The sequence below is a fragment of the Enterobacter sp. WCHEn090032 genome (assembly GCF_003986875.1).
Classification (GTDB): Bacteria; Pseudomonadota; Gammaproteobacteria; order Enterobacterales; family Enterobacteriaceae; genus Enterobacter; species Enterobacter sichuanensis.
On the sequence record NZ_RXRN01000006.1, the window covers coordinates 39,199 to 63,693 of the forward strand.

18 protein-coding genes, 1 tRNA gene and 2 pseudogenes are annotated in these 24,495 nt (G+C 47.4%); 10 read left to right on the top strand and 11 right to left on the bottom strand.

Annotation, left to right across the window (positions count from 1 at the left end; genetic code table 11):
• Positions 1-26: 26 nt before the first annotated feature.
• The 7 genes and pseudogenes from EKN83_RS06655 to EKN83_RS06680 form a co-directional block, all read left to right on the top strand.
• Positions 27-227, top strand: a pseudogene (locus tag EKN83_RS06655) (helix-turn-helix transcriptional regulator); the annotation flags it as partial.
• Positions 228-428: 201 nt separating this feature from the next.
• Positions 429-849: pseudogene (locus tag EKN83_RS23500) on the top strand (putative zinc ribbon protein).
• A 104-nt stretch (positions 850-953) separates the two neighbouring features.
• Positions 954-1,076 carry a zinc-ribbon domain-containing protein gene (locus tag EKN83_RS23505; protein ID WP_242696939.1) on the top strand — a complete coding sequence of 41 codons (123 nt, stop codon included), beginning with the start codon at positions 954-956 and terminating at the stop codon, positions 1,074-1,076.
• Positions 1,077-1,325: 249 nt separating this feature from the next.
• Entirely contained in the window at positions 1,326-1,550 is a 225-nt protein-coding gene (locus EKN83_RS23510; protein ID WP_232675459.1) for a hypothetical protein, read from the top strand.
• Between the two features lie 69 nt (positions 1,551-1,619).
• Positions 1,620-1,883: a hypothetical protein gene (locus EKN83_RS23515; RefSeq protein ID WP_260591146.1), complete on the top strand. Its 264-nt coding sequence runs from the start codon at positions 1,620-1,622 to the stop codon at positions 1,881-1,883.
• A 594-nt stretch (positions 1,884-2,477) separates the two neighbouring features.
• A complete protein-coding gene (locus EKN83_RS06675; protein WP_126800551.1) occupies positions 2,478-4,475 on the top strand; it encodes a DEAD/DEAH box helicase family protein in 1,998 nt (665 codons plus the stop codon).
• Positions 4,476-4,556: 81 nt separating this feature from the next.
• Positions 4,557-6,371 carry a DEAD/DEAH box helicase family protein gene (locus EKN83_RS06680; protein WP_221885391.1) on the top strand — a complete coding sequence of 605 codons (1,815 nt, stop codon included), beginning with the start codon at positions 4,557-4,559 and terminating at the stop codon, positions 6,369-6,371.
• Between the two features lie 67 nt (positions 6,372-6,438).
• Here EKN83_RS06680 and pglZ read toward each other — a convergent pair whose 3' ends face one another.
• The 11 genes from pglZ to rraB form a co-directional block, all read right to left on the bottom strand.
• Complete coding sequence (pglZ, locus tag EKN83_RS06685) at positions 6,439-8,475, bottom strand: BREX-1 system phosphatase PglZ type B (protein WP_126800553.1); 2,037 nt, start codon at positions 8,473-8,475, stop codon at positions 6,439-6,441.
• Positions 8,466-10,277 carry a DUF262 domain-containing protein gene (locus EKN83_RS06690; protein ID WP_126800554.1) on the bottom strand — a complete coding sequence of 604 codons (1,812 nt, stop codon included), beginning with the start codon at positions 10,275-10,277 and terminating at the stop codon, positions 8,466-8,468. Before EKN83_RS06690 ends, pglZ begins: the two co-directional genes overlap by 10 nt.
• The gene (locus tag EKN83_RS06695) at positions 10,274-13,717 is read right to left on the bottom strand and encodes an Eco57I restriction-modification methylase domain-containing protein (RefSeq protein ID WP_126800555.1); all 3,444 of its coding nucleotides are present in this window, start codon (positions 13,715-13,717) and stop codon (positions 10,274-10,276) included. Before EKN83_RS06695 ends, EKN83_RS06690 begins: the two co-directional genes overlap by 4 nt.
• 95 nt (positions 13,718-13,812) lie before the next feature.
• The gene (gene brxC, locus EKN83_RS06700) at positions 13,813-17,286 is read right to left on the bottom strand and encodes a BREX system P-loop protein BrxC (protein ID WP_126800556.1); all 3,474 of its coding nucleotides are present in this window, start codon (positions 17,284-17,286) and stop codon (positions 13,813-13,815) included.
• A gap of 14 nt (positions 17,287-17,300) precedes the next feature.
• Positions 17,301-17,843, bottom strand: a complete 543-nt coding sequence (locus EKN83_RS06705; RefSeq protein ID WP_045345931.1) for a BREX protein BrxB domain-containing protein — start codon at positions 17,841-17,843, stop codon at positions 17,301-17,303.
• Positions 17,844-17,847: 4 nt separating this feature from the next.
• On the bottom strand, positions 17,848-18,609 hold the full coding sequence (locus EKN83_RS06710; RefSeq protein WP_096812546.1) for a hypothetical protein: 762 nt from the start codon (positions 18,607-18,609) through the stop codon (positions 17,848-17,850).
• Positions 18,610-18,734: 125 nt separating this feature from the next.
• Entirely contained in the window at positions 18,735-19,994 is a 1,260-nt protein-coding gene (locus tag EKN83_RS06715; protein ID WP_126800557.1) for a tyrosine-type recombinase/integrase, read from the bottom strand.
• A 197-nt stretch (positions 19,995-20,191) separates the two neighbouring features.
• A tRNA-Leu gene (locus tag EKN83_RS06725) sits at positions 20,192-20,276 on the bottom strand.
• 105 nt (positions 20,277-20,381) lie between these two features.
• Entirely contained in the window at positions 20,382-21,113 is a 732-nt protein-coding gene (locus EKN83_RS06730) for a topoisomerase II (protein WP_095449576.1), read from the bottom strand.
• Positions 21,114-21,143: 30 nt separating this feature from the next.
• Positions 21,144-21,902 (bottom strand): tRNA isopentenyl-2-thiomethyl-A-37 hydroxylase MiaE, encoded by a 759-nt coding sequence (miaE, locus tag EKN83_RS06735; RefSeq protein ID WP_003862942.1) that lies wholly within the window; start codon positions 21,900-21,902, stop codon positions 21,144-21,146.
• Between the two features lie 46 nt (positions 21,903-21,948).
• Complete coding sequence (rraB, locus tag EKN83_RS06740; RefSeq protein WP_025759886.1) at positions 21,949-22,374, bottom strand: ribonuclease E inhibitor RraB; 426 nt, start codon at positions 22,372-22,374, stop codon at positions 21,949-21,951.
• Positions 22,375-22,473: 99 nt separating this feature from the next.
• On the opposite strand from rraB, the gene argL reads away from it, so the two are divergent.
• From argL to xynR, 3 genes are all read left to right on the top strand, one after another.
• Entirely contained in the window at positions 22,474-22,569 is a 96-nt protein-coding gene (gene argL, locus EKN83_RS23410; RefSeq protein ID WP_213014347.1) for a putative translational regulatory protein ArgL, read from the top strand.
• Positions 22,539-23,543, top strand: coding sequence for an ornithine carbamoyltransferase (gene argF / locus EKN83_RS06745; RefSeq protein WP_010427327.1), 1,005 nt, complete (start codon positions 22,539-22,541; stop codon positions 23,541-23,543). The genes argL and argF overlap by 31 nt, the downstream gene beginning before the upstream one ends.
• Positions 23,544-23,734: 191 nt before the next feature.
• Positions 23,735-24,493 carry a DNA-binding transcriptional repressor XynR gene (xynR, locus tag EKN83_RS06750; RefSeq protein ID WP_126800558.1) on the top strand — a complete coding sequence of 253 codons (759 nt, stop codon included), beginning with the start codon at positions 23,735-23,737 and terminating at the stop codon, positions 24,491-24,493.
• Positions 24,494-24,495: the final 2 nt, after the last annotated feature.

Here is a 24,495-nt window from a genome sequence, read left to right on the forward strand (position 1 = left end):
ATAATCCCACAATGGAAGACAGCATCATGACAAAACATATTTCTTTAATCGATGACCAACTGGTGGATATGCGGTTCATCACGAAGCTAACGGGGCTGACGGATAAATGGTTCTATAAGCTGATTAAAGATGGTCTATTCCCGAAGCCAATTAAGCTGGGCCGCAGCTCCCGCTGGCGACAGAGTGAAGTCGAAGACTGGCTACTGCAACGTATTGCGGACTCACGAGGCGGTTGCTACGCTCAACTCTCTCTGAATTTTATTGTAGTAAGCCCCTTCGCTTACCAGTTTTCCCTGACACAGCTCACCTGAAGTCACCAGCTATTACCAGTAGCTCCCCTTCAAACGACCTAACTTGATAAACCTGCCAGACTACCCGAACAGGGACGGCTGACGTCTACGCATCGTCTGGCGGTAAGGGGCCCAAATATGTTTGCCAAATCTTCTATCGTACTCGACGGTAATTGTCGCCTGACCGGTGCAAGAACGACACAGCAGTATCAGTATGGCCATTACAGCAGTCCCTGTGTGGCAGTGCGCTGCAATTCAATCCTTAATACGACACAAAACGGCCGTGGTTTGAATACGGTGCAGAAGATCTCACGAAGAGCTACGGCGAGCAGTACTGCCCATATGTAAAGCCCGTTGTGACAGAGACCTGTCATATCCGGCAAATGCAACATTATGTATAGAATGTCCGTTGGTTTCCGTGGCTGTTTGGCACTGTTACGGCTGCGACAGCGATTGCCACGGAGAACGCTACTGCCTGACCTACCGGACCGGTGAGTACAGCCGGGTGTGCTCTGATGCTCAACATAAGATTCTTGAGGTAACGGTATGCGCCTACTGAAATGTTACCCAGCAAATGACCGTGAAGGTCACTTTGTGACCGCCGGTGAGGTCATGAGTGTACCGGGGCAGATATGGAGTTTTGCCTCCTGCTGATGTTGTCTGGTGTTGCATGCCGGCACTTTTAGCGACCCGGCGTGGTTTGAACACGATACGCGGGCCGTGGCCTGGGATGTGCTGATGAACTTTGCCCATCTTGCCCCGGAAGTGAAGGCTGAGGCCTGGTAGAGGAAGCTGCGCAATATGCTCAACGGAATGGAGCTACGGTAATGACGCTGTTCTCGTACTGTGTGTAGTGCGGTGACCATTATCAGGGGGGAAGCAATGTTACCGGTGCCAGACCGGTATCTACAGCATCGAAGAAGCTAACTGGCAGAGAAACTACTGCTGCAGTACCAGATAGTTCCTCATTCTTATGAACAAGATACTGCCGTAGAGGCGGTGTCCCCCCTGATTTAACCCGAAGAGGTTTGCATTGTGAATCATTCTTACACACGGGCTTCTGATGCTATCAGCACGGATGCCGTCAGCACGCGTGCATTTCTGCAACAGGCTGTTGACCATTACCCGCGACTGGCGGCATTCAGCTTTACGCTGAAATTTCCGTATCGTGAAGTCATGAGTGAATACCGGTCATTGATTCTGCGTTTTCATACTGAGTTCTGGCTGCGCACAGGCGAATATTCGCGCCTGTGTCAGTAGGCACGCCGTCATTCGCCTCCCACAGTACTACACTGGTTGTGGGAGTCTGTCAGTGCACCAGAATGCAAAATGCTGCTGTTGATGAATTTTGTTACACTGGGGGCTATAAGCAACGTACAACATATTGAGAATGCTCAGCAGGCAATAAGCGAGATCATACGTGACGCATGGCTGACTGTGACGGGTACTGATCGCAATGGTGTCACGAACATAACGCCGATTATCGTTAATCGACCGGGTAAAGACGTTTATATTGCGCCATTTAACCAGTTACAAAAACAGGTTCAGGCGATGTGTCAACCCGTAGCGATAGCAAAAACGGGGACGGGCTAACACATTCTCATTAACTTGTGTGGGGGACTCTATTGGGAACTATAATCAGGACGTTCAAATGATTTGCACAAGCATCAAAGAAGTACGGTCAGGTATGGTAGCGCCTGGGTCGCAAGTATGCCGCCAGCAGCATTTTCCAGCACCACTTTGTACTCCCTACTGTAACTTTTATGACGGCCCATTTGGGCTTTGGTGATGCCGCCTGCGCTTGCAGAGTTTGCAGGGTTTGCAGCCAGTGACAACCTTAGGGAGGGGCGTCCACCACATCGCTTTATGCATAAAGCTCAGCTATGCATGTTAGGAGGGAGGGGCAAATCGACGAATCAAAGAATCACGCTGTTGCATGGGTCATCAACAGGCTTAACAAAACGAAGATATTACACTTTAATAGCTAGAAAAAACGCTCATAATGGCATCCATAAGAACAAAAAACCTGTTCCCTAAGCTTCCAGACCTAACTTTATTCAGGAAAGTCGGTGTGTAGAGCTGTCAACATTTGCATCTGCGTAGTGTTTGGTTACATAGAACTCTATCGCATGATAACTAAACACCACTTACGAATATTAATAACGTAAACAAATTCAGGATGTAAAGTTGAACGCACAAGCACAAAAACATCGACAACTAGTACTTTCTATTCTTCAGAGCGAAGCGCTACATCAGCACCAAGTAACAGCAGCTACCAAAGTATTTGATGCTTTAACTGGCAATGTGCGAGCAGTAGTGACAGCCGCCGAAATGCAAGCAGGTAAATCAGGCATTTCGCTAGCCCTGTGTTGCTTACAGCGATTAAGTCTCTCCGAGACAGATATTTGCAATCGTCAGCAGCTAAAAGACACACTTTACCTGGTTACAATGCCTGATACCGCCCTCAAAGAACAAGCTGAAGAAGACCTCAAGCTTGCCAAGAATGTTGTCGTCAGTAATTTTGTGAACTTCGAAAAGGCATTGGAAAATGAATTTAAAGGCAATCCACCTAAGCTAATTATTATTGATGAATGTCACTATGGCTCAAATGTCACTGCTGTTCGATACAGTAGGATCTTCGACTACCTGGAACAAGAGAACGATAGTTGTAAAGTCGTCTTCATCTCTGCCACCCCCTTCGGTGCTCTCTATGGAGCAGAGACTGAATATCAAGAAGCTCTAGAACTTCAACAAGAAGCCAAGAATGATAATGATGCAGAACTATTAACTCAAGCCCGAAATGTTGCTGAAGCGGCCTTAAAAGACTCAATCTTGCGTCGAGACTTTAACACCCGCCTGGTATTCCACAAAACTAGCGATGAATACTACGGCGTCCGAGAGATGCTAATGAATAGTAAGGTCAAAGGCCTTGAGGATGAAAGTCGTAATTTCCTTTGCAAGTCCGTTCAACGCGATGAGTTTGTTCAACAATTTCTGAGTCATAAAGGTATGGGATGGTCACTCGTAAGGGTGCCCGCTGGTTTGGCGATGGAAGCTAAGCAGTTTCTCATATCGCAAGGCATCGATGAGAATGCTGTTTACATTATTGGTAATTCATTAGCAGGGGTACCAGAAGATGAACATTGCAGCATTGAGCAATTCAAAAAGGAGTTTGATGATGCTCAGTTGTTCGAAGAAAAACTAATCGCTATTACTGTTGCTGGAGCTCGAGCTGGTATCAACTTCGGTGCGATGATGAAAAATAATCTCATCTCGACGTGGGATAGTACAGTTGCCAGTGTTGCAGCAGTGGTGCAAGCCAACATTGGCAGGGCGTGTGGTTACCATGAAAACAACTCTTCAACTCATTTCACTAACTTAAATGCAGCTGAGGCTTATGCTTGTATCCTTGACCATCTTGAAAACACCTGCTCTGACCAAGCAGCGTCTGATTTCGAAGGGTTAAAAGAGTTTTTTGAAGATGTGTGCCAGGAATACCATGTCAACGGTTTGGATGTTGGGTTAACTATCAAATACAAACGTCGTCGCCCAATCGGTGATGTTGAAACGTATAAAACTGATAGCTACATTGCTGTACCCGCAAAACTTCTTGACGATGATGCAGAGTTCACCGAGTACACAAAAGATAAGTATCTTCTTCAGGCGATCGATATTATTCGCAAAGAGTTCACGATTAAAGGTGCGCCAAGCGTCAAAGGTAATCGAGCTATGCGAGGTAAAGGCAAGAACTGGATCAAGGCACATTGGGTCAATGGGGATAGTTACAATAACCCCGAGAAGGCACGCGCTGACGGAACTCAAAAAGAAAAAACTAAAGCCCACACCCAACAAATTGATAATGGGGAATATTTAGAGTTTAACCGCGTTGTAGCACCTGGTTCCGGAGAGTTATCTGAAGATAAGTTTGTGGTAGCTACCATTTTTAGCGTTTACAACATTTCTCGCCGAAATGTCGCAAAGAAAATTATGACTCTTGAAGATGTTTGGGAGATGTGCGACTACTTTGGTGTTGAGCATGATGACACTCTACTTGTTATCTACAAGCGCGGTGAGTATGACCTTGAACGTACTCTTGCTAAGAAACAGCACAACGAACTTCCTGAGCAGTCAGGTGAGCTTAGCGATGAATCCCATTTCTCTGACAAAGTAGAATCTACTTATTAATACAAGGGGCTGCATGCCCCCTAAACTTTATATTGACATATGAATAGCTCAAATAAGTATCGCAACTATGTCCAGTGTTCAATGGCTGAAAATACTTTTGAACACCAACGCAACGCTGCTGAGAAAGCATTTACTAAATTGAACTCTGGTTCAAAAGCAGTGATCCTTGCTGCGGAAATGCAGTCAGGAAAATCAGGTATCGCTCTTGCCCTTGCCTGCCTTCAGAGACTATCTTTACCCGATGAATTATTGGCTAACCGGAAATACTTAAAAGATACTTTATATCTTGTGACAATGGCAGATCTGGCACTTCAAGAGCAAGCAAAGCGTGACCTTGCCCCCTGCAAAAATGTCGTTGTTAGTAACTTCACAAATATAGATAATGCGCTTAAATCGGATTTTAAGCGCCAACCACCTAAGCTCATCATCATCGATGAGTGTCACTATGGTTCTGGCATTGATAGTGTTCGCTATGAAAAGGTATTTAATTACCTGGAACAAGTTAATGTAGACTGTAAAGTTGTATTTATTTCCGCAACTCCATTTAGCTCACTCTACTCAGCTAGCGAAGATTCCATTCTACGTCACAGCTTCAATACGTCTTTGGTATTTCACAAAGCTAGTGATGAATATCATGGCATTCGACAAATGCATCGCAGTAACCAGCTGGTCAAACTTGATGATGATCAACGCGATTTTTGTGAAGATTCACTGCTACAAAAGCGCTTTATACGCCAGTTTAAAGAACATCAGGGCGTAGGCTGGTCACTGATTAGGGTTCCATCAAGTCAAGCAAACATAGCCAAACAAGTACTGATTAATCAAGGTGTAGATGAAGAGCAAATCTTAATCATAGGTCAAAAGCTTGTTGGCGTTGGCGATCACGAACTCTCATCTATCGATGACTTCAAACGAGCGTACGAAACAGCAGCAATGTTTGATGAAAAGATAATCGCTATAACTGTGGCTGGATTTCGCGCTGGTATTAACTTTGGCCAAGAAATGAAAAACACGCTAATAAACACATGGGATAGCTCTATTGCCAATATAGCCGCAGTGGTGCAAGCCAACGTTGGCAGAGCATGTGGATACCACCAGAATACTCAGGCGAAACATTTTACAAACCTAGAAGCTGTTCGAGCGTATTCAGAACTACTTGATCATCTTGAGGCCAGCGATGAATTGAATGATTTCGATGGGTTACGGTATTCATTTGAAGATATTTGTGCGAAATATCAAGTCAGAGGCTTTGACCGAGGAATGTTTATCACCCCTTTTTCTGAAACTGTAATCACCAAAAAACGTGATGATTCGGAAACATTTCTAACTCAAAGCTATCTAGTCATTCCTGGAAAATTGTCTGAGCCCGAAGTTAATTTCAGCGCCTATACCAACGATCCACAGCTGCTTGAGGCAATCAAATTAATTCGTGACGAATTCCTGAATGAAGGAACGCCCTATCCTAAAGCTGGTCGTGCAATGAGAGGTGATGATAGAAACTGGATAAAAGCTCAGTGGGTAAATGGAGTCACCTATAATGACTTCTCGCCGAGCTGTGCGAAGAGCAGAGTGCTGGATTTTAATTCACGCCTGGAGCTGGGTGAAGATGTAGAATTCAACTTAATTGTTAACCCTGGTGGCGGAGAGACCACTGCTGACAAACTCATAGTTGCGTGTGTATTCAGTATTTATAATCTTTCTAAACAAAAAGATGCTTACAAACGTGCCATGGACCGAGAGGATATGCGGGAAATTAGTGAAGCCTTAGGTTGTGAATATGACGATACGATTATGGTGCTCTATCAGCGCGGAAATTACTCTAGTGGAGTGACAGAACAAAAAAAAGTAACTACAAAACAGCTATCTCGCATCCGCAATTCCAGCGTGTTCAAATAGCTAAAAGCCGCTGTTATAAGCGGCTTTTAGAAAATATTCGATGAAACTTATTTTAAGTAATAAAATTCTAGTCCTTAGTAACTTTAATTACAGGTGTCAGGCATTCTTGCAAACTTAGGCCACCATGATTGTAGTAATCTCCCGCAGTAAATGCACTGATGCCTGGAGCCATGGCAAGTGACACTGAGGAATTCCAATACCACTCTACCTGAGGCAAATTCGTACTGGCATTATCCTTGAGAATAGCACATCTTGATAAGTACTTACGAACCAATGGTTTTTCAAGATCTGCTTTAGGTAATTGATCTGGAAGCCATAACCAACCATGATCCGTGACAATACGGATTTGCTTCCATCCAGCTTCAAACAAATAGCTAACCCTATCAGCTATTTCTTCAAGAACATCATCAATACCAAGAGGTAATTTTCTTTGCTGCTGATGTCCCAGGTTATCCAGGTCACCTGTTTGTAGCCACGCTAAGCCATTAGGCTCACCAGTATCCAATCCTTCAAGGTATTGCCACCCCTGTTTTGCCAATGCTTTTTTTAATTGATAGCTACTAAACTCACTACCCGTTGCCACTACTGAAGGCTTAAAATCCTGAGTGTCATAAGCACCGTTCAAAAGTGCAGCAACAGGAGTAACCGCAGCTTTCGCTGTATCAGTTAAAGATGGCAGAGCACTCCATTGTGTTTTGGTATCGACAATCAAATGACGCGCAGTAAGCTTACGCTCTAATACTTTAGCGCAATCAAAACGCAAACCATCTACAAAAAACACTACCATCCCTTTAACCTGGTAAGTAGCTGTCGCTTCCTTAATTTCAGTATTCCCGGGATATCCTTTTCTTTTAACCAACTGTTGGAAGTTGAGCGATACCTCGTTCAACCAAGGGGAATATATTATTTTTAATACATTTGCGACTAATTCCTGTTGGCCCGGTTCTTTTGCCAATGCCATGGCCTGCAACGCTGCAGCATCGACTTGCCAAAAGCACTCCTGATATAGCTTTGCCATCTCTTCCGGTGACTGATGATTGAACACTTTCTGGGTCAATTCAGCGACTTTTGCCAGATGGGCCAAAATCTCGAGGTATTTAGATTCTCCTAATCGATACCAAAGCCAGCTTTCGCGCTCTTTATTCTGTTGATATAGTGAACAGATAGTTCCTCTAACTTTATTTACATCAAGTTGAGGAAGGCCAGCAAGCGCATCGGCAAGGCTTTTTTCATCGCGAGTATTTTCAAAAGGATAATGACTTAAATCAGCAGCTAAATCAGGGGTTACATCACGAAGGACAAGGATTAATCCTGATAGGTTATGTGCGGTATCTTCAAAGCGCTGCCACACTTCTTGCCACGCCCCTTGGGCAGATAAAAGGGATGCGAGCATTTGAGAATAATTAGCATCTGTTGGTTCATAACCAAACTGACTTGAGCAAGTATTACTGAAAAGCGACCATTTATTGTCGTCCCACTGCTTACGCTTATCTTCGGGATTATTCAGCCACCCAAGTAGATCTTTAATAGGATCATTAAATACTAAAGATTGAAAATCTTTAGCCTCTAACCGCTTTCCTTGTAGGTCTTCAATACGGGATTCTAAAAGATCCTTCAAGATTTGGGGGATAATTTCTAATGTGTTTTTATCTTTTGCTACGTCTAATTCAAGCCCAACGCGTGGATTTGTCAGAAAAGAACTTATACTCCAGTCACGACCTGCTGTATTATAGGCCCACCAACATCCGCGATATTGCAATTCAGCTAAAGGTCGTAAATAGTCTGGACAATCTTCGATAGCGCGTAACGCTTTTCGCCCAATTTTGGGAAGATAGATAATTGGTGTTCGATCTTTAGGTAACATAACCTCTTCCAACACCCCAGCAATGGCACACTTTAACCAAATAGCCGGACCAATCCGCTGCTCTGGTTGATATTCACCAAGCTCGAGCAGCTCGGGAATGAATTGTTTAATCAAAGGCATAGCACTTTGCCATTGGCAAGCTTCATCTGTCCATAGAACCGCTGCAGGGGCCTCTTGCACCGCAGGATTAAAATTTGCACTACCTCGTAGCTGCTCTATCAATTTATCAATTACTTGCATTCGTTATCTCCGACGACACCCGGTAAACTAAACAGAGTAATAGCCTTATCTACCATCGCGGCTGTTCTTTGTTCAATTTGCGCTATTGACCAATTATCAGCAACAACTAGCTCCTGATTAAGATACAAACCATTGTTGTAGCCTACAGGACGTTTATCTCGGGTAGTACGATCGCGTTTTTCCAAAAAACTCTTATTGCCTAAAGAACTGTTGTATCCCGAAATAGTCAAGTTACCAAGTTTATGCACATGGCTTTGACGATATTGCTCCGCCAACGTTTTATCGCCATCCGCTATCATATCTACCCAAGAATTAGGGATGTTTAATCCTTGTGGGAAAACATGCTCAATGGTCCACACATATTGCTTGCCATCCACTGCCCATAGGTCTACTTGGTTCTCCTTGGTCATCATGCTTTCTTCAAGAGCACACAGGATAAAGCGGCAGACCCAGCTATTTTCTTCGTATAGACCGCCACTAAGCGCTTGGCGGAAATGCTCATCAGAGGTACTGACAGACCCCAGGGTATTAGCAATAGCACTGACAACCTGCTCACCGTGGAAGCTTTGCAGAATTTCAGTTAACTCCATAAATATGCGGTTTAAATCCCGAGTAGCAGGCACATCAGTAGTGTTCCTACGGACAAAGAAGTTGATCAGCAAAGTAACCACTTTTTCAATATGCTCAATGCTCAATGCTAAGTTCTGTCGTCTGGCAAACAACATTAGCAATAAGAGATAAGAAGGAGCGCCTTGAATTCTATCCAGACTTTTAAGCAGTTTTGTTAGTTTAGGTTCATCCGGAACTTCGCAATTCCCTACAATCTGCGCATACCAGTCAGAATGACTGCGCATAGCTTGTAGGAATTGATGCGGATCATGAGCAATCAATTTTTCGAAAATTTGAATAAGATTAGATTTCGTCGCTACTGGTACATTGACGATATCTCTTAACTCAGGCTTGAACGCATTGTAGTACTGACGGAAAAAACGCTCTTGTACCCCATAATCATCCCCCAGGGCTTCCATCACTTTGGTCCAGCTGATAAAAGACTTATCAATACTGCCCGGCTCAATCTGTTCGATCTTCGCCAGTAGCTTGTTTTTCATTAAATCAATCGCGGTAAGAGGCAAACCGCGATTGTTAAGTGACTCAAACAGGGTGTAAGCATCTGAATGACTTGCCACCTCTATTTTTACTAGAGTAGATGCATTGACTTTATCAAGTAGCGCATTCAGTGCCTGCAATTGGGTTTCGCTCTCACTGACATACTGTTCAATACGCATTAAAAAATGTCGATAGGCGCGAAATACCCGACGATTACCTGCATTGGAAACCCACTCAGCTTCTTTAAGAATGCCAGCCTCTTTCAACACCGCCAGGTAATCCTGCTGGTTGGCATTTTGCACCTGAGGTACTAATCGGGGCTGGTCCGCATTCTTTTTCAGCACCAATTTATGCTTCAGGTTATACAGCTCTATCTGCTGCTCCATCTCAAGTTCAATGCCCAACTGGTTGTAGCTTGCATAAATAGCAGCTAACAATAATGACAATGTGGTCATTCGCTGTTGGCCATCCACCAACTCTAACTGCTGCAGAGCCAGCGTATCTGTACTTTGGTTGATACAGATAATCGACCCCAAGTAGTAATTAAGGTCGTTTTCTAACAGATCTTCAAACAAGGCATCCCATTGCCATTTACCCCAGGTATACTCCCGTTGGTAGCGTGGGATGGCATACACCACCCCGGCTTCAATATCCAACAAGGTTGACACCGGATAGTTGAATACTGATTTAATCATCCGTGATTTTCCTTATTTTCATGTTCGTCTCTGGCAGCTTGTTTATCTGCAAGACTGATATGGTGGTCATTGATACGGGCCCCTTCTTTTTCACCATATTGCAGGCCCAGGTAATACCAGGGGGCCGATTCAACATCGTTGCCGCGATCCTTACCCCACTTAATATTGGGTTTTGCTCGCAATATTCCCGCGCCTTTCTTATCTACATCTGGTGCCTGCATAAATGGCCGAATATTAAGACGCACACCATCATTTAAATCCGGGTTCCAACCCATAGGTTGTTCGTGTAACGGTTTCCAACGAACAAAAATATCTAACCCACTTTTCCCTGTAATAGCATCCCCTTTGAGAATAGCTTCCAGTGTATCCTTGAGGTTTTTAGCCGCCATCAAACGACTTTCCGCACCATCAATACCTTCTTTAAAACCGTGCTCCTGAGTACGGATCCAGTCCCCGAGATAGGTGTAAATCAGACGCTCTAAGCCCTGATAATTGAGCTTATGGTAGTTCACCAGCACTGAGAAACCATCTTTAAGACCATCCCAGATTTGCCAGATAAACGGGCGGTGATGGAAGAGTTTGCAATGTTGTTCAAAGAATTTATCACGCAGCCAGGATTCAAGGCTCTTACTACCAACACTGGCAAGCAGATCGCTGAGAACACTAGATGACCAGTCCTCTTCGTAGGCTGCCTGCAGCATGCCTTCCAGGCGAGAAGCGGCGGTTTTTTCTCCGCGAAGAGCAGGCAGACAAACTATGCCATCATCATCCACGAGTTTAAGCAATCCATCAGATTTACCAAGCCAGTGAAGCATCTCATCAGCCAACTCCATTTTGTCATCCAGCTCTGATGGCCATCGGTATCCCAACAGGCGAGCTACAGCTACTTGTAGAACGGTTTCATCTGTACGTTTATACGCGATGGCAGTGCATTTTTTATGCTCATCCCACACGACTGAACCACAAGGGTGACCATGGAAAATCCATTGAACTGGATCATTAGTATAAGGTTTAGGTAAACCACTAGGATATTTATCCTCAGCAATTTTCTTCCATTTAGCCAGATCAAAAGGTACTTTAACTAAAGTTGCATTAGTTACGTTCAGTTTCTGATCAATCTTACGCACAGCTGTATAGTATTCTTGGGAAGTACAAAAACACCAAAGAGCGCAAAGGTCATTGTTATCTTTAGGAATAATAGTTGCAACATTCTGATGAAATCTCTCTTTGCTATATCTATAACTGAACAATTGTCCCATTCGGTGAACCGCAATACCGCTTTTACCAACAGCCTTTAACCCTTTGGAGGGATACGCTGTGGCTGAAGCATGCAAGTGGCCTTTACCTTGCTCCCATCGGACTAACCAAGATTGTCCATCGAATTGCGAATAATTATCAGGAGTTGCTTGTAGATATTCCCATACATCCTTATTGATACTTTGAGATTCCCAAAAACCAATGATATACATTGGGTCATCACTACTTTGCATTCCAACTAGCCCATCGGCATATTTACTCAACTGCGTAAGAGATGACTCATTTTCAAAATAAACTCTCGCATCAGGATTAGCTAATAAATTAGCTTGCTTTACGCTCTCAAAAGACTCCACTAACATTCTTTCAGCTTTCTCAGAAGCGCTTTTGGGAACAGAAACATCCAAACCTTGTAACAAGGTATCTCCTGAAAGAAGACCTTTACTCAATATGATCAACTGAACATTGAAGTCCCACATTGGAGTCTGAAAACCTTTTGCCCCCAATCGTACGACTGAATGCCAAGTATTTTGTCTCAGCAACTTTTCACGAAATTTTCTATAGCTCGTTAAAAACAACCAATTTTGAGGTAATACTATTGTTGAAGTTCCACCGATTGGGCTGAAATCCATACAGCGTTCTAAGAACACAGTCGCCAAATCGGCTTTTGCTTCCGGGAAATAGTTTTCACAGAAATCTTTTAACGTTTCGCGCTGCTTGCCACGAGCCAGATAAGGCACATTAGTCGCTACCAGGTTATAGTTTTGAGATAAAAGCTTCGCTGCCATTGCCAGGCCCTGAGCGGTCACCTGTGCCGTTTTTGCTTCGTCATCGGTTGCTGTTCGTGCTTCAAGAAGAACTTGCCAGGGCGCAGGCTTGCCTTCAGCTTTTCCTTCGTAATATGCCGTGTTGACGTCAATCAGGCTGCCCAGCACGGGGGCGTCTTTGAAGGTTCGAGTAAACCATTTGAGCGCCTCACTAATATCTGGATTGTGTTTAGCCAGGGCCTGCCATTCCCGAGTGGCAGCACTGACATCCAGCCCGGAGCAAGCAATATTCAGGGCAGGCAGGCTTCGGTAACCGCCAGACCCCGGATAACGCCAAGCTTCCAACGCCAGCGCAAAGGCCGCAATCTCCACGCAACGACTATCAAGCTCAAGGCCATGAAGGTTATCAGCAAGCACCTTATCAATAGCGGTTTTGGCATCGAGCCCTTCAAGCTGCATGCGCATTGGTACCAGCATTAAAAAAAGTGCCACCAGAAAATGACCTGAACCACAACACGGATCCAGAGTCTTCAAGGAGCTGATTTCATGAGGCCAACAGTCAAACCAACCGCCAGCAGCTTGCCATAGCTCCCCTTGCTCATCGCTGGTTTTAACAAAACGCAGATATTCCAGCGGCACGCCCTTTATAGCAGCAACCCGACGCAAGGTTTTTTCATCACTTGCCGAGCGTAAATCCGCATCCGTAAGCTGTTTTTTCGCCCACCAGGCGCCCAGGCTGTTATCTAGCAGGAAGTTCACCATATAAGGTTCGGTAAACAGCTGCGTGACGGGACTTAACTCATCAGCACCAATCGGAATCCCCGCCGCATTCACCTCCTCTTTACGTTTGCTTTGCCAGAACTGATAACACCATCCCAGGCTATCTTGGGCCTGGAATACCGCGCCAGGGAGTGTCAGAATCAGTTCCTCTAACTCGCGAATGCGGTCGACAGGAATTTGCAGCTCAAACACAGGAGAATCGGCCCTAAACACCTGAGGCAGCATTCTCTGTGCCAGTTTACCGGCCAATTCCCAGCCATCTTTACAGCCTTCTTCTTCAGCATATTCCTGACAGTCGGTCAACGAGACAGCGAGGTATTTATCCAGCATCAGCAGGTTGTTTTGTTCAAGAAAACGGGCAAACAACATACGATGCCAGTGCTCATAACTGACTTCTGCCCGTAGGTGTTCAATACTCTGCTTACCATTAGATTGCAGCTTGTCGCCCAACTGACGGGCATGGGCACGCAGTCGATTACGCAACTTACGCTCATTATCGTTCAGGTATGCCGGAGCTTCCGCCGTTTCTACCCCTAAACGTATTAATGCTTCTGATGCAGCTTTTTCTATTAGTTCTCGGGCTCTGAGAACGTTTTTTTCCAGTTGATTTCTAAGCGTTTTATCCAGTGACTGTCGCATGTAGTACTCTTAAATTGAAGTTGCTTCTAATTTTGCATGTAGGCTCACACCAGAAGCCCAGACAAGGTTGTCTGAACTTCAGGTGTGATGAGAGGTTATTTCAACGATGCAGGACGATTTTCAGCTAAAGCGGACATAACTTCTTGTCTAACTTTTGCCAACCAGGAATCGAGCTCAGCCTCTGTTTCAATGACTGATTTTGGTAAAAGTACGATTTTTGCTTTAGGCACCAACATATCAACCGCATCCTGCCGCATACGGCTAAAACGACCTGCCAAAGCAGAGGTTTTATCACTCCACTGTTCTAACGAGGTATTTTCAATACAATCGAGCACTCTGTCGTTATCAGATAACGGTGACATTTCCAGGTTATCCAGATGATGCTTTGTCAGCAATCGCTCCTGCTGCTCTGTAGAAAGCTGGCTCCAGATTGCATCTTCATGCAATTCCTTTAGACACTCGTTATATTCAGTTTGAAAATCTTCGTACTTTTTCAAAATCGCAACGCGAATTTTTTCAATTACCTGCTTCAACAACGGCTGTACTGGATCAGGATCGGCTAACAGACTTCGGTTTTGCTCAATCGCATGCACCTCGTTCATGAGCTCGTCAAAACCAACTAAATTTTGGCAATACTTAAGCGCCGATTTTAGTTCGCCCCAGCGAGCTTGTCTGGCGAACACTTTTTCAGCAAGTCCTTTCCAACTCTCCACTTCATCGATAATATCGCGATGTCGTTCGAAAGCAGCCATTAGCTGTTCATTACCAGAAAGCCTTTCAACTTCAACAAGTAATTCTGCTTTTGGTGGTAATGGTAATGGGGCGTCGCCTCCCGCTTTACGAGCCAATTGCTTGGCGGTTTCTATCGCATCTCTTAATTTGGATTGCTCTTCACCATTGGTGCAGTTCAAACCAATCGCATGGATCAAACTTCGAATGCCTGCCAACTGCCGCGGCGTCAAGCTAACGGTTTCAGGCCGAAAGTTGGTTTGAGAGACTTTGCTGCGCTCCAAACTTTTCGCATCGACTGATTTTTCCTGAGAGTCGCTTGCTTTCAATACACCAGCAGCCAACATGGTAAAAAGAGCGCCGTCAACGGTATCTTTCGGCCAGCCGAAAGGAGCAGACATAAAGTTTTCTCGTATCTCTCCCCCAGTTTTTGCAACACCGATATAGCGTTTAATGGCGACACAGACAGGGTGCTTTTCCACTTCATCATTATGGCCGACAGCTTCCAGAGCATTGGCATCAGCGAATTTACTTGCACGCTCAAATACCTTATCCCAACCTCTTTGATCTGCTTGCTTAAACTCTGTATAGAGCCGTTCACATGCTTTCTTACCTGCATTCTGGAACTGCTCAACTAGCGTGTCACCAAGTACTTCGCTCCCACCAGCCATTTGTACCTGGATACCATCAATAATTTCTTTAAGGATCACTTTCTTGGTGCGCTCAGCTTCATACTTCCGGTGCTCCATTGCAGCGCGAGCGTCTTTACCCGCATCCGTAGAGGGTATCCCACTCACTTCCAGAGTTGTTTCCGCCGCTTTAAAATCGACAATTGCGCTCAGTAGCTCATTACGGCGAATGGATGGAACATGAATGAAAATAGTGGCGTCATCAGGGTTCGCACTACGCACTGCATCCTCGAAAGCTTTTTCTTTACATTCAAGTACATGAGCATAGAGATTTTTTTTAGCATCGGCAGGAAGATCCTGATCGAAACACACGGTGATCTTACGGGGTTCGTTACTGACCCCTTGATTCACGCTACCAAACCCTAGGGCAGTGTTAACACGGTTTTTTATTTCGAGGCTGCGGAACGTTTCTAAACGCTGTGGGTTACCGCGTAGATCATTTTGTTGTTGTTTGAAAGTATCATGCCACTGCTGGCTTTCAAGCGTTTGCAACCTGTATTCAACACCTGCACTAGTATTCATTGGCAGTAAGTCGCCGTCATCAACCAGTTGTTGAATTAAATGTGGCAATTTTGCTCTCAGTTCATGCTTACCATCACTTAAATGTTCCAGAAGCAAATCAGCGAGGAAAGCTTCCGTTGAGGCAATACCGTGATTGATATCTGTTGGTAGTTTACTAATGAGTAGTATCAACGAAAGCACTCTACCCTGGAGAACTTCATCTTCGTCCCCAGCCTTGAAGCGAGCTATCTTTTCGTAGATCTCTTTGCCAATAACACCCGTTTGTAGCAGGTTGATTGCAATTTGTTCATAGATAAAATCGGCAGGGACAACTGAACCCAACGGTTTAAGCGCCGTAGATTTTGTGGCCTCATGCACTACACGTAACTGATTTCGTAGTTGGGATCCGGTTCCGGTTTTATCCAGCGCAGGAAGGACTCGCTCCCAGAAACGACGACGCACTGGCAGTAACGGATAGTCTGCAACCATCCATTTTTCATCGTCTTTATGAGCTTCAATAACAGAACCACTCATATGACGATTAATCTCACCGAGGTTATGATGTACCACGGATTCGATCTCAGCTCTGGCAGTTTCTTTCTTCTGGAGAATAACTTTCCGGATTACCGCATCGACATCAGTATCCTCAAGCTGAACAGAAATCTGGAAACGCCCCATAAGGCGTTGCAGGTTTTGCAACCCGGATAAGGCGCTTTGCCCTGTGGCGACGAAAAGCAATTTCGACTTAAGTGCACCAGCTTTACAGCATGTTTCAACGGTCTCTTGCACAAGATGAGCACGATCTGGATCATCAGCGATATACTGCTGAACCTCGTCAAGAACAACCAAAGTTAAGGGCATTTCGCCTTCATTTGACAATGCATCAACAATCGACTGAACCATTTCCGTATTTGATACATCATCAACAATTTTATATTGCGCACGCAGCATATCTCGTACTTCTTTAGCATCACTTCCAAGAGATGGTAAAGCATGTAACAGCGCATTCGCCATGACTGGTGAAACATGGAGATTGCGCAGTTCTTTCTTCCAAAGGTCTTCGCCTTCTTTACCTTTGGCATGCTGTTGGATGTAAGCTTTTACTTGCTCAAGCACCCCTTCAGATCTTAACCAAAGTTCAAATTGGGCAAGATGATATTGCTCAGACAACCCAGCTGATTTGAAAATGATCGCCAACAAGGCTAATCGAACTTTGTCTTCTGCTCCCGCCCCCAAAGTTCCTGACGCGGCATGAAGTCCTCCCAGTCGACTTCCCAATGTTGAAAGTTCGTCAAAATATTGTCGTACATCATCGGGTAACTCAACCAATGAGCGAGCATCTGCTCCGCTCTCCATTTTCTGATTCACCCAAAGGGTTCTGAGCATTTTAGCTAGATGCGATTTCCCAGAACCGAAAAAGCCTGAAATCCAAACTGCAGGTTGTTCACCAGAACTTTTAACGTTTCGTAAGTAGTTGCTAAGAATATCAGCCATGCCTTTGGCATAAGCCCCGCTACAGACAAACGTCCGCAGCTCATAATCTAATGTTTCAAGAGCCCCTTTGGAGAGATCATCTTTTACCTCAGCCACACCGTTGTTGGCCAATTTGCTTTCCAGAGGGTCAAGTTTATAAATTTCGCGGTTTAGCATTTTTCTTTACCTAGTTAAGCTATGGTGATCGCAGTGGCTTGATATCCCCAGCCATCTTTGGCATCGAGCAGTTTGTAGTTATTCTCATGATATTCTCCGGGGAAAAATACCACCAAGCGTCCCTGTACTTGAGTCGTTAAAGATTTAACTAAAGCGGAGACTGATACAAAGCCGAACATGGTCCCACATCCCATAAGAGCCACTACAGATTCAGGTGTTTGGTGCGCATTAATCTGCTCATGGAGTTTCGACACAAGCTCTTCAGCAAAATAGTCATAGCTTCCTTCCAGATACTCTGGATCTTCGAAATAAGCCTCTTTGTAGTCCTGTCTGGCCATCCAGTAGGGGAACTCATTGGTCAAGTCCAACAACAGCCATGGGTGCTCGCTTTCGATGCATGCATGCTCGAATTCAGTCATGCGAGCACGAAGCTTAAGCTCATCCTCTTTGTCATATACGACAAAGATAGCTTTCTCTTCAGCTGAGATATTGTTACCCCATGGCACACTGATGTGACTGGAAAAACTTTTCAGTAATTTTGACAATCTGTCAGACATCACGTTATTCCTTAACTAGGAGATTCAGAGGTGCAAAAGACACTTCAACGACCTCACTGGCTTGTTTGAAATTAATCAGGCCGCGCAAAGTTGCTCTATATGCAAGCTCGTACAAAGTTGTTTCATCAACTGGTAATAGTTTCATCCAAAAGCTATCAAACAAACGTTTACCTGAAAGCCCCTGGAAGTGCCCAAGAAGTAGAGCAAAAACCACGTTCACATACGTTACTTTTGGTTCAGTACGTTGTTTTTTAACCTTACCCGAAAGATAACCTGATTGAGTCCATGTGCCACTAATGTTTCGAGCAAATGACTGAAGTGATGCCTGACTAAATCGATCTGGATCGTCTTTTGCTAAGTGTTCTTCCATAACGCTTCTGGGTAAGATTTGCCCAGGCTTAAGTGCCGTAATGACCCCAACAGATTCTCGAAGTAGTGGATCTCTTGCAATAGCCAATTGCAGTGCGAGTAGAGGCTGAGCTTCTTCAGATAGCTCCCAAAGTTGACGAAAAAATTTGAACAAAGGTATGTGCGGAGACATCCCATAAAGACCAACCATGTGCCGATAAGTTAGTTTCCTGGCACTAGAACTGGGTTTATGAAGAATATTGTCATCCACAATGCTTACCCTATATTCTTCTTGTAAGGTGTTCTCAGGCCGTGCCTGGAGCAATATCTTCAATTCTTCGATCATCATGCAACGCGCTGCATGAGGTCCATTTTTTCCAAACTTGAATCCATACTGAACTAACTGCTCATGGTTCATCAGGATACCTCCTCAAATCCGAGTACTAAAAGCCATTTTTGATAAAAAAACTGCTTTCGTTCTGCTTTAGCACTCAAGTATATTGTTCGTAAACATGTAAAGCCATTATCTGCAACTATCTTGATTTAACTGAATAAATGGTTACCAAAGTCGAATGGGCTAACCCTACTTTCACGATTTCTATCCAGATAATCAGCCCACCACTGCAACATCAACCTACGCTCCCCAAGATGTTCCGCTTTATGGATGTAAGCCGCACGTACAGAGCTACGCTCCTGATGGCTCATCTGCCGCTCTACCGCATCCCTCGACCACAATCCCGATTCAATCAAAGAACTACACGCCATAGTCCTGAAGCCATGTCCACATACTTCCGTTTTCGTGTCATAACTCATCACTCGCAGAGCCTTGTTAACCGTATTCTCACTCATCGGCTTACGCGGATCGTGATCGCCCAAGAAAATCAGCTCTCGGTTCCCGTTCATGCATTTGATCTTTTCCAGAATAGCTAAGGCCTGACGCGATAAGGGAACAAGATGAGGTGTCCGCATCTTTGAACCACGCTGAGAATGCTTGACTCCTTCCAGTGGCTCACGCTCGCCCGGAATCGTCCACATAGCTGTTTCAAAATCTACTTCTGACCAACGGGCAAAACGCAGCTCACTTGAACGGATGAAGACCAACAAAGTGAGTTCAACAGCCAGTCGAGTTAATGGTCTGCCAGAATAGTGATCTATGCGATGAAGTAATTCTGGAATACGGTTCATTTCAAGAGCAGCACGATGCTGTCTTTTCGCCGTAGCAACCGCACCGGCAATTTCTTGGGCAGGATTGTAGTCGATTAAACCGCTCTGCACAGCAAAGCGCATAATTGCGGTAGTTCGCTGTTGTAAACGGGCGGCAACTTCGAGTCGTCCGGATGATTCCACAGCCTTAATGGGTACAAGCAAATCTCGTGTCTTCAGCTCCGCAATGTTCCGCTTACCGATAGCAGCAAAAAGATTATCTTCCAGGCTTTTCAATACACGAGCACTGTGCGATGCAGACCATTTCTGATTGCTGGCGTGCCAGTCTCTGGCGACCACTTCAAACGTTATCGCCTCTTGTTCTTGCTCTACTTTAACGGCTTTCTTGTTTTCACTGGGATCGACACCATTAGCTAACAGCTTACGGGCTTCATCCCGGCGTGCCCGGGCAACCGCCAGCGAGACTTCAAGGTATTTCCCCAGCGCCAGCATCTTCTCTTTACCACCGAAGCGATAACGTAGCCGCCAGTATTTGGAGCCGTTAGGATGAACCAGCAAAACCATATCGTCGCCGTCAGTAAGTTTATAGGCTTTTGCTTCAGGCTTAGCCGAACGAACCTTCACATCACTCAGAGCCATGATGAATATCCTTTCAAGGGTTCTGTGTGGGTACAAACATTATCGAACCGCGATATACCCGCAGTTGTACCCGCATCAGTAAGTTGATGTAGATTGAATCAGGTTGATTAGGTTGAGTGAAAAAGCGAGGAAAGCCTTGCGGATACTGGATTTCAGGCACAAAAAAAGACGTCCGTTGACGTCTATTGATGTTCCGATGGTGCCGAAGGCCGGACTCGAACCGGCACGTATTTCTACGGTTGATTTTGAATCAACTGCGTCTACCGATTTCGCCACTTCGGCACTGAAGGGGATGCGGAAACGTTGTGGATTATACCTGTCGCGCGCCGCCATGCAAGCGACGACGCGCTAAACCTGCGCTAAGTGCCCAAAAAACCAGCGCTACCGTCAGTCCAGCTCAGACACCGCCAGCCGAATCACCCTCGCCGCCTTCTGCTCCGGCAGCGCCAGCACCTTGGCCCACATCTCCTGCACCATATCGCAGGAGAGCTTCTCTTTGCCCACCGCCTTCTCGGGTATCTGCAGCAGCTGGATGTCCTCGCCGTACTTATCGGCAAGTTGCTTCATAATCGGTCGCACATCCTCGACGGCCGCCTCGCGTTCGGCGGGGGTCACGGTGTGGCTGTTTTTGCCGTAGGCCGCGCGCATCATGTCGGCGTCGGCCTGCATGCGCCGGGCCATCATCTCTTTATCCAGCACCCGCATCGGGTTCACGCCCCCCTTCACCGCCGGGTAGAGGAAGCGGAAACAGGCGTCGTCGCTCACCTTCTGGATGGCGGCGGTCTGCTCCATGTTGGCCTTCATATAATCCACCACGTTGGCGTCCGGGGCGTGCTGCAGGCGCGACATCTGCAGGGTCAAAATCTGCGGCTGGATGACGTCGATGATGTGCTGTTCAGACTCGCCCGCTTTCTGCATGGTGAGGATCTGCTCGCGGATGCGTTTCTGGAACGCGGGTTCCTGCTCTTTTATCACCTGCCAGGCGGGCATCGTGTTGAGGGTGGTATCAAGCTGCTGTTCAGGGGTGCGCTGCATACGCTGTTTGTCGAAGTACACCCAGAACGCCACGGCGGCGGCCGCGATGACGACAATCACAATACGGGTCCACGTTTTATTCATCTCGCATCCTTATCCTTTCGCTATGCCGGTTTACACCGGCACGCCGCTGTGGAAGCGAAACTCGTTGTCCGGTGTCGAGATAAGTGTGGCTTCAATTTCGCCAAAAAGCTTTATCCGCGGTGAGATATCGTCGTCGCTCACCTGCTGAGCCAGCGTCAGGTAGTCCTGATAATGGCGCGCTTCCGAGCGCAGCAGCGAGAGATAAAACTTCTGCAGGTCGTCGTCGAGGAACGGGGCCAGCGCGGCGAAGCGTTCACAGGAGCGGGCTTCGATGTAGGCGCCGCAGATAAGCTTGTCGATAAGCGTCAGCGGCTCGTGGGTGCGCACCTCCTTCAGCATCCCTTTGGCGTAGCGGCTGGCGGTGATTTTGACGTACGGAATGTCGCGGGCCAGCATCGCCTCGCGCACCTGCCAGAAGTGGTGCAGCTCCTCTTTAATCAGCAGCACCATGCTGTCGATGAGCGCCTGGCCCCACGGGTCGTCGGTTTTGGGCATCACGCTTTTGCCAATCTGCCTGTGCAGGGCGATGAAGTCCGGCTCCGGGCCGTCGCGGAAAGTGAACTGTTCGTAGGGTTTGAGCCAGTCGAGCAGCGCGTCGGCACCGCTTTCATCGGCGACGTATTTACGCACCAGCAGCAGCGCGGTCTGGGCGGCCTTGAGCTCGCACACCATGTGGTCGGTGAGCAGCAGCGGCAGGTTCGCCGGGTCGCGGGCTTTATCAATCCATGCTTGCGGGGTCGGGCACTGGAGGAAGTTGAGTACGGGGGCGAGTATCTGCGGGTAATCCATGGTTCTGCCTTGAAAAAGCGGTGGCGCGGGCCACCGCCAGAAACGCTTAGTGACGCACGCCGTCGTCGTCTTCGTCGATGTAATCTTCGTCGTCGCCTTCTTCGCCGTCTTCACCGTTCGGATCTTCGAAGTAGGTTCCCCAGCCGTCGTATTCCACGTCAAACTTCTCGGCCAGGTTCATCAGCTGTTCGACCTGCGCATCAATTAGCTCCGCCTTCAGCGCGCCTTCGCTCAGGATGTCGCAGCAGATGACGGTGTCGCCCTCTTCCACTTCCAGCTCTTCCGGCTCGGTCACTTCGTAACCCAGCTTGAAGGCTTCTACCGCCATTTTTTCCAGCGCGTCGAAATCATCCGCAGAGAAATGGTGCTCGATGGTGTACAGCGCGTCCGGATCGCTACCGTCTTCCAGCAGTTCTTCAATAATCAGACGCGTCTCTTCGCGTTGCTCTTCCAGGTGTTCCGGGTTTGCCATGGCTCAATCCTCTTTAAAGTGCGGCAGATACTTCTATTTTCACACACGGACGGGTTTGCCTCCACCTTTGTTGGAAAGATTTGTGAAACGGGGTTGCAAATGAATAATTACACATATAAAGTGAATTTTAATTCAATAAGTGGCGTTCGCCATGTGAGGATAAAATGTCTGATCTGTACAAGAAACACTTTCTGAAATTGCTCGACTTTACCCCTGCACAGTTCACTTCTCTGCTGACCCTTGCCGCACAGCTCAAAGCCGATAAAAAAAATGGCAAGGAAGTACAGAAGCTTACCGGTAAAAACATCGCGCTCATCTTCGAAAAAGACTCAACCCGCACACGATGCTCTTTCGAAGTTGCCGCATTTGACCAGGGCGCGCGCGTTACCTATTTAGGGCCGAGCGGCAGCCAGATTGGGCATAAAGAGTCAATTAAGGACACCGCGCGCGTGCTCGGGCGGATGTACGATGGCATTCAGTATCGCGGTCACGGCCAGGAAGTCGTCGAAACGCTGGCGCAGTACGCGGGCGTGCCGGTGTGGAACGGGCTGACCAACGAGTTCCACCCGACGCAGCTGCTGGCGGACCTGCTAACCATGCAGGAGCACCTGCCGGGCAAGGCGTTTAACGAGATGACGCTGGTCTACGCGGGCGACGCGCGCAACAACATGGGCAACTCGATGCTGGAAGCGGCAGCGCTGACCGGGCTGGATCTGCGCCTGGTAGCCCCGAAAGCCTGCTGGCCGGAAGAGAGCCTGGTGGCGGAGTGCAGCGCGCTGGCGGAGAAGCACGGCGGGAAGATTACCCTGACGGAAGACGTGGCGGCGGGCGTGAAGGGCGCGGACTTTATCTATACCGACGTGTGGGTGTCGATGGGCGAAGCCAAAGAGAAGTGGGCAGAGCGGATCGCGCTGCTGCGCGGGTATCAGGTGAACGCGCAGATGATGGCGCTCACCGGTAACCCGGACGTGAAGTTCCTGCACTGTCTGCCGGCGTTCCATGACGACCAGACCACGCTCGGCAAGCAGATGGCGAAGGAGTTCGACCTGCACGGCGGGATGGAAGTGACGGACGAGGTGTTCGAGTCGGCGGCGAGCATCGTGTTCGACCAGGCGGAAAACCGGATGCATACGATTAAAGCGGTGATGGTGGCGACGCTTGGGGAGTGATCCTCTCTCCCAGTTTATTGATTCGGTGCGCTCTTCTTGCCGGGTGGCGCTGCGCTTACCCGGCCTACACAACCCGTAGGCCCGTGCAAGCGTAGCGCCGCCGGGCGGATCAGGCCGGCTCCATTTCATTGATTTTTCCCCCCGAAAAAGGTACGTTTTCGCCTTAATTCCAGCGTGGACATGCCAGCATTATGCCGATTATTCAGTCTGTTGAACGTGCATTGCAGATCCTCGACCTGTTCAACGAGCAGGCCACCGAGCTTAAGATCACCGACATCAGCAAACTGATGGGGCTGAGCAAGAGTACCCTCCACTCGCTGCTGAAAACCCTGCAGCTTCACGGCTATATCGATCAGAACCCTGAGAACGGCAAATATCGCCTCGGCATGAAGCTGGTCGAGCGCGGTCATTTCGTCGTGGGCTCCATCGATATTCGTCAGAAGGCAAAAGGCTGGCTGACGGAGCTGTCCCAGCGGACCGGGCAGACCACCCATCTGGGGATCCTGGACGGGCGTGAAGGGGTCTATATCGAGAAGATTGAAGGCAAGCTGGCCGCCATCGCCTATTCGCGCATTGGCCGCCGCCTGCCGGTTCACGCCACCGCCATCGGCAAGGTGCTGATTGCCTGGCTGGGCGAGGCCGAACTGAACACCCTGCTGGAGGGCTATCAGTACACCACCTTTACTCCCGCCACCCTCTCCTCGCGCGAAGCCTTAATGAGCGCCCTGGCGCAGACTCGCGAGCAGGGTTACGCCCTGGATAGCGAAGAGAACGAGCAGGGCGTGCGCTGCGTAGCGGTGCCGGTGTGGAACCATGAGTCCCGCGTGATTGCCGCCCTGAGCCTGTCGACCCTGACCTCCCGCGTGGACGATGCCGGGCTGGCGAGTTTCCGCGAGCAGCTTCAGCAGGCCGGGCTCCAGCTCTCACGCGCGCTGGGCTACCCGGCCTGAGC

What these genes read in the sequence shown, in the direction of transcription:
- EKN83_RS23515 (WP_260591146.1), top strand. Translation starts at nt 1,620, where the DNA reads ATGCTGCTGTTGATGAATTTTGTTACACTGGGGGCTATAAGCAACGTA.
- EKN83_RS06680 (WP_221885391.1), top strand. Translation starts at nt 4,557, where the DNA reads ATGGCTGAAAATACTTTTGAACACCAACGCAACGCTGCTGAGAAAGCA.
- pglZ (WP_126800553.1), bottom strand. Translation starts at nt 8,475, where the DNA reads ATGCAAGTAATTGATAAATTGATAGAGCAGCTACGAGGTAGTGCAAAT.
- EKN83_RS06690 (WP_126800554.1), bottom strand. Translation starts at nt 10,277, where the DNA reads ATGATTAAATCAGTATTCAACTATCCGGTGTCAACCTTGTTGGATATT.
- EKN83_RS06695 (WP_126800555.1), bottom strand. Translation starts at nt 13,717, where the DNA reads ATGCGACAGTCACTGGATAAAACGCTTAGAAATCAACTGGAAAAAAAC.
- brxC (WP_126800556.1), bottom strand. Translation starts at nt 17,286, where the DNA reads ATGCTAAACCGCGAAATTTATAAACTTGACCCTCTGGAAAGCAAATTG.
- EKN83_RS06705 (WP_045345931.1), bottom strand. Translation starts at nt 17,843, where the DNA reads ATGTCTGACAGATTGTCAAAATTACTGAAAAGTTTTTCCAGTCACATC.
- EKN83_RS06710 (WP_096812546.1), bottom strand. Translation starts at nt 18,609, where the DNA reads ATGAACCATGAGCAGTTAGTTCAGTATGGATTCAAGTTTGGAAAAAAT.
- EKN83_RS06715 (WP_126800557.1), bottom strand. Translation starts at nt 19,994, where the DNA reads ATGGCTCTGAGTGATGTGAAGGTTCGTTCGGCTAAGCCTGAAGCAAAA.
- EKN83_RS06730 (WP_095449576.1), bottom strand. Translation starts at nt 21,113, where the DNA reads ATGAATAAAACGTGGACCCGTATTGTGATTGTCGTCATCGCGGCCGCC.
- miaE (WP_003862942.1), bottom strand. Translation starts at nt 21,902, where the DNA reads ATGGATTACCCGCAGATACTCGCCCCCGTACTCAACTTCCTCCAGTGC.
- rraB (WP_025759886.1), bottom strand. Translation starts at nt 22,374, where the DNA reads ATGGCAAACCCGGAACACCTGGAAGAGCAACGCGAAGAGACGCGTCTG.
- argL (WP_213014347.1), top strand. Translation starts at nt 22,474, where the DNA reads ATGAATAATTACACATATAAAGTGAATTTTAATTCAATAAGTGGCGTT.
- argF (WP_010427327.1), top strand. Translation starts at nt 22,539, where the DNA reads ATGTCTGATCTGTACAAGAAACACTTTCTGAAATTGCTCGACTTTACC.
- xynR (WP_126800558.1), top strand. Translation starts at nt 23,735, where the DNA reads ATGCCGATTATTCAGTCTGTTGAACGTGCATTGCAGATCCTCGACCTG.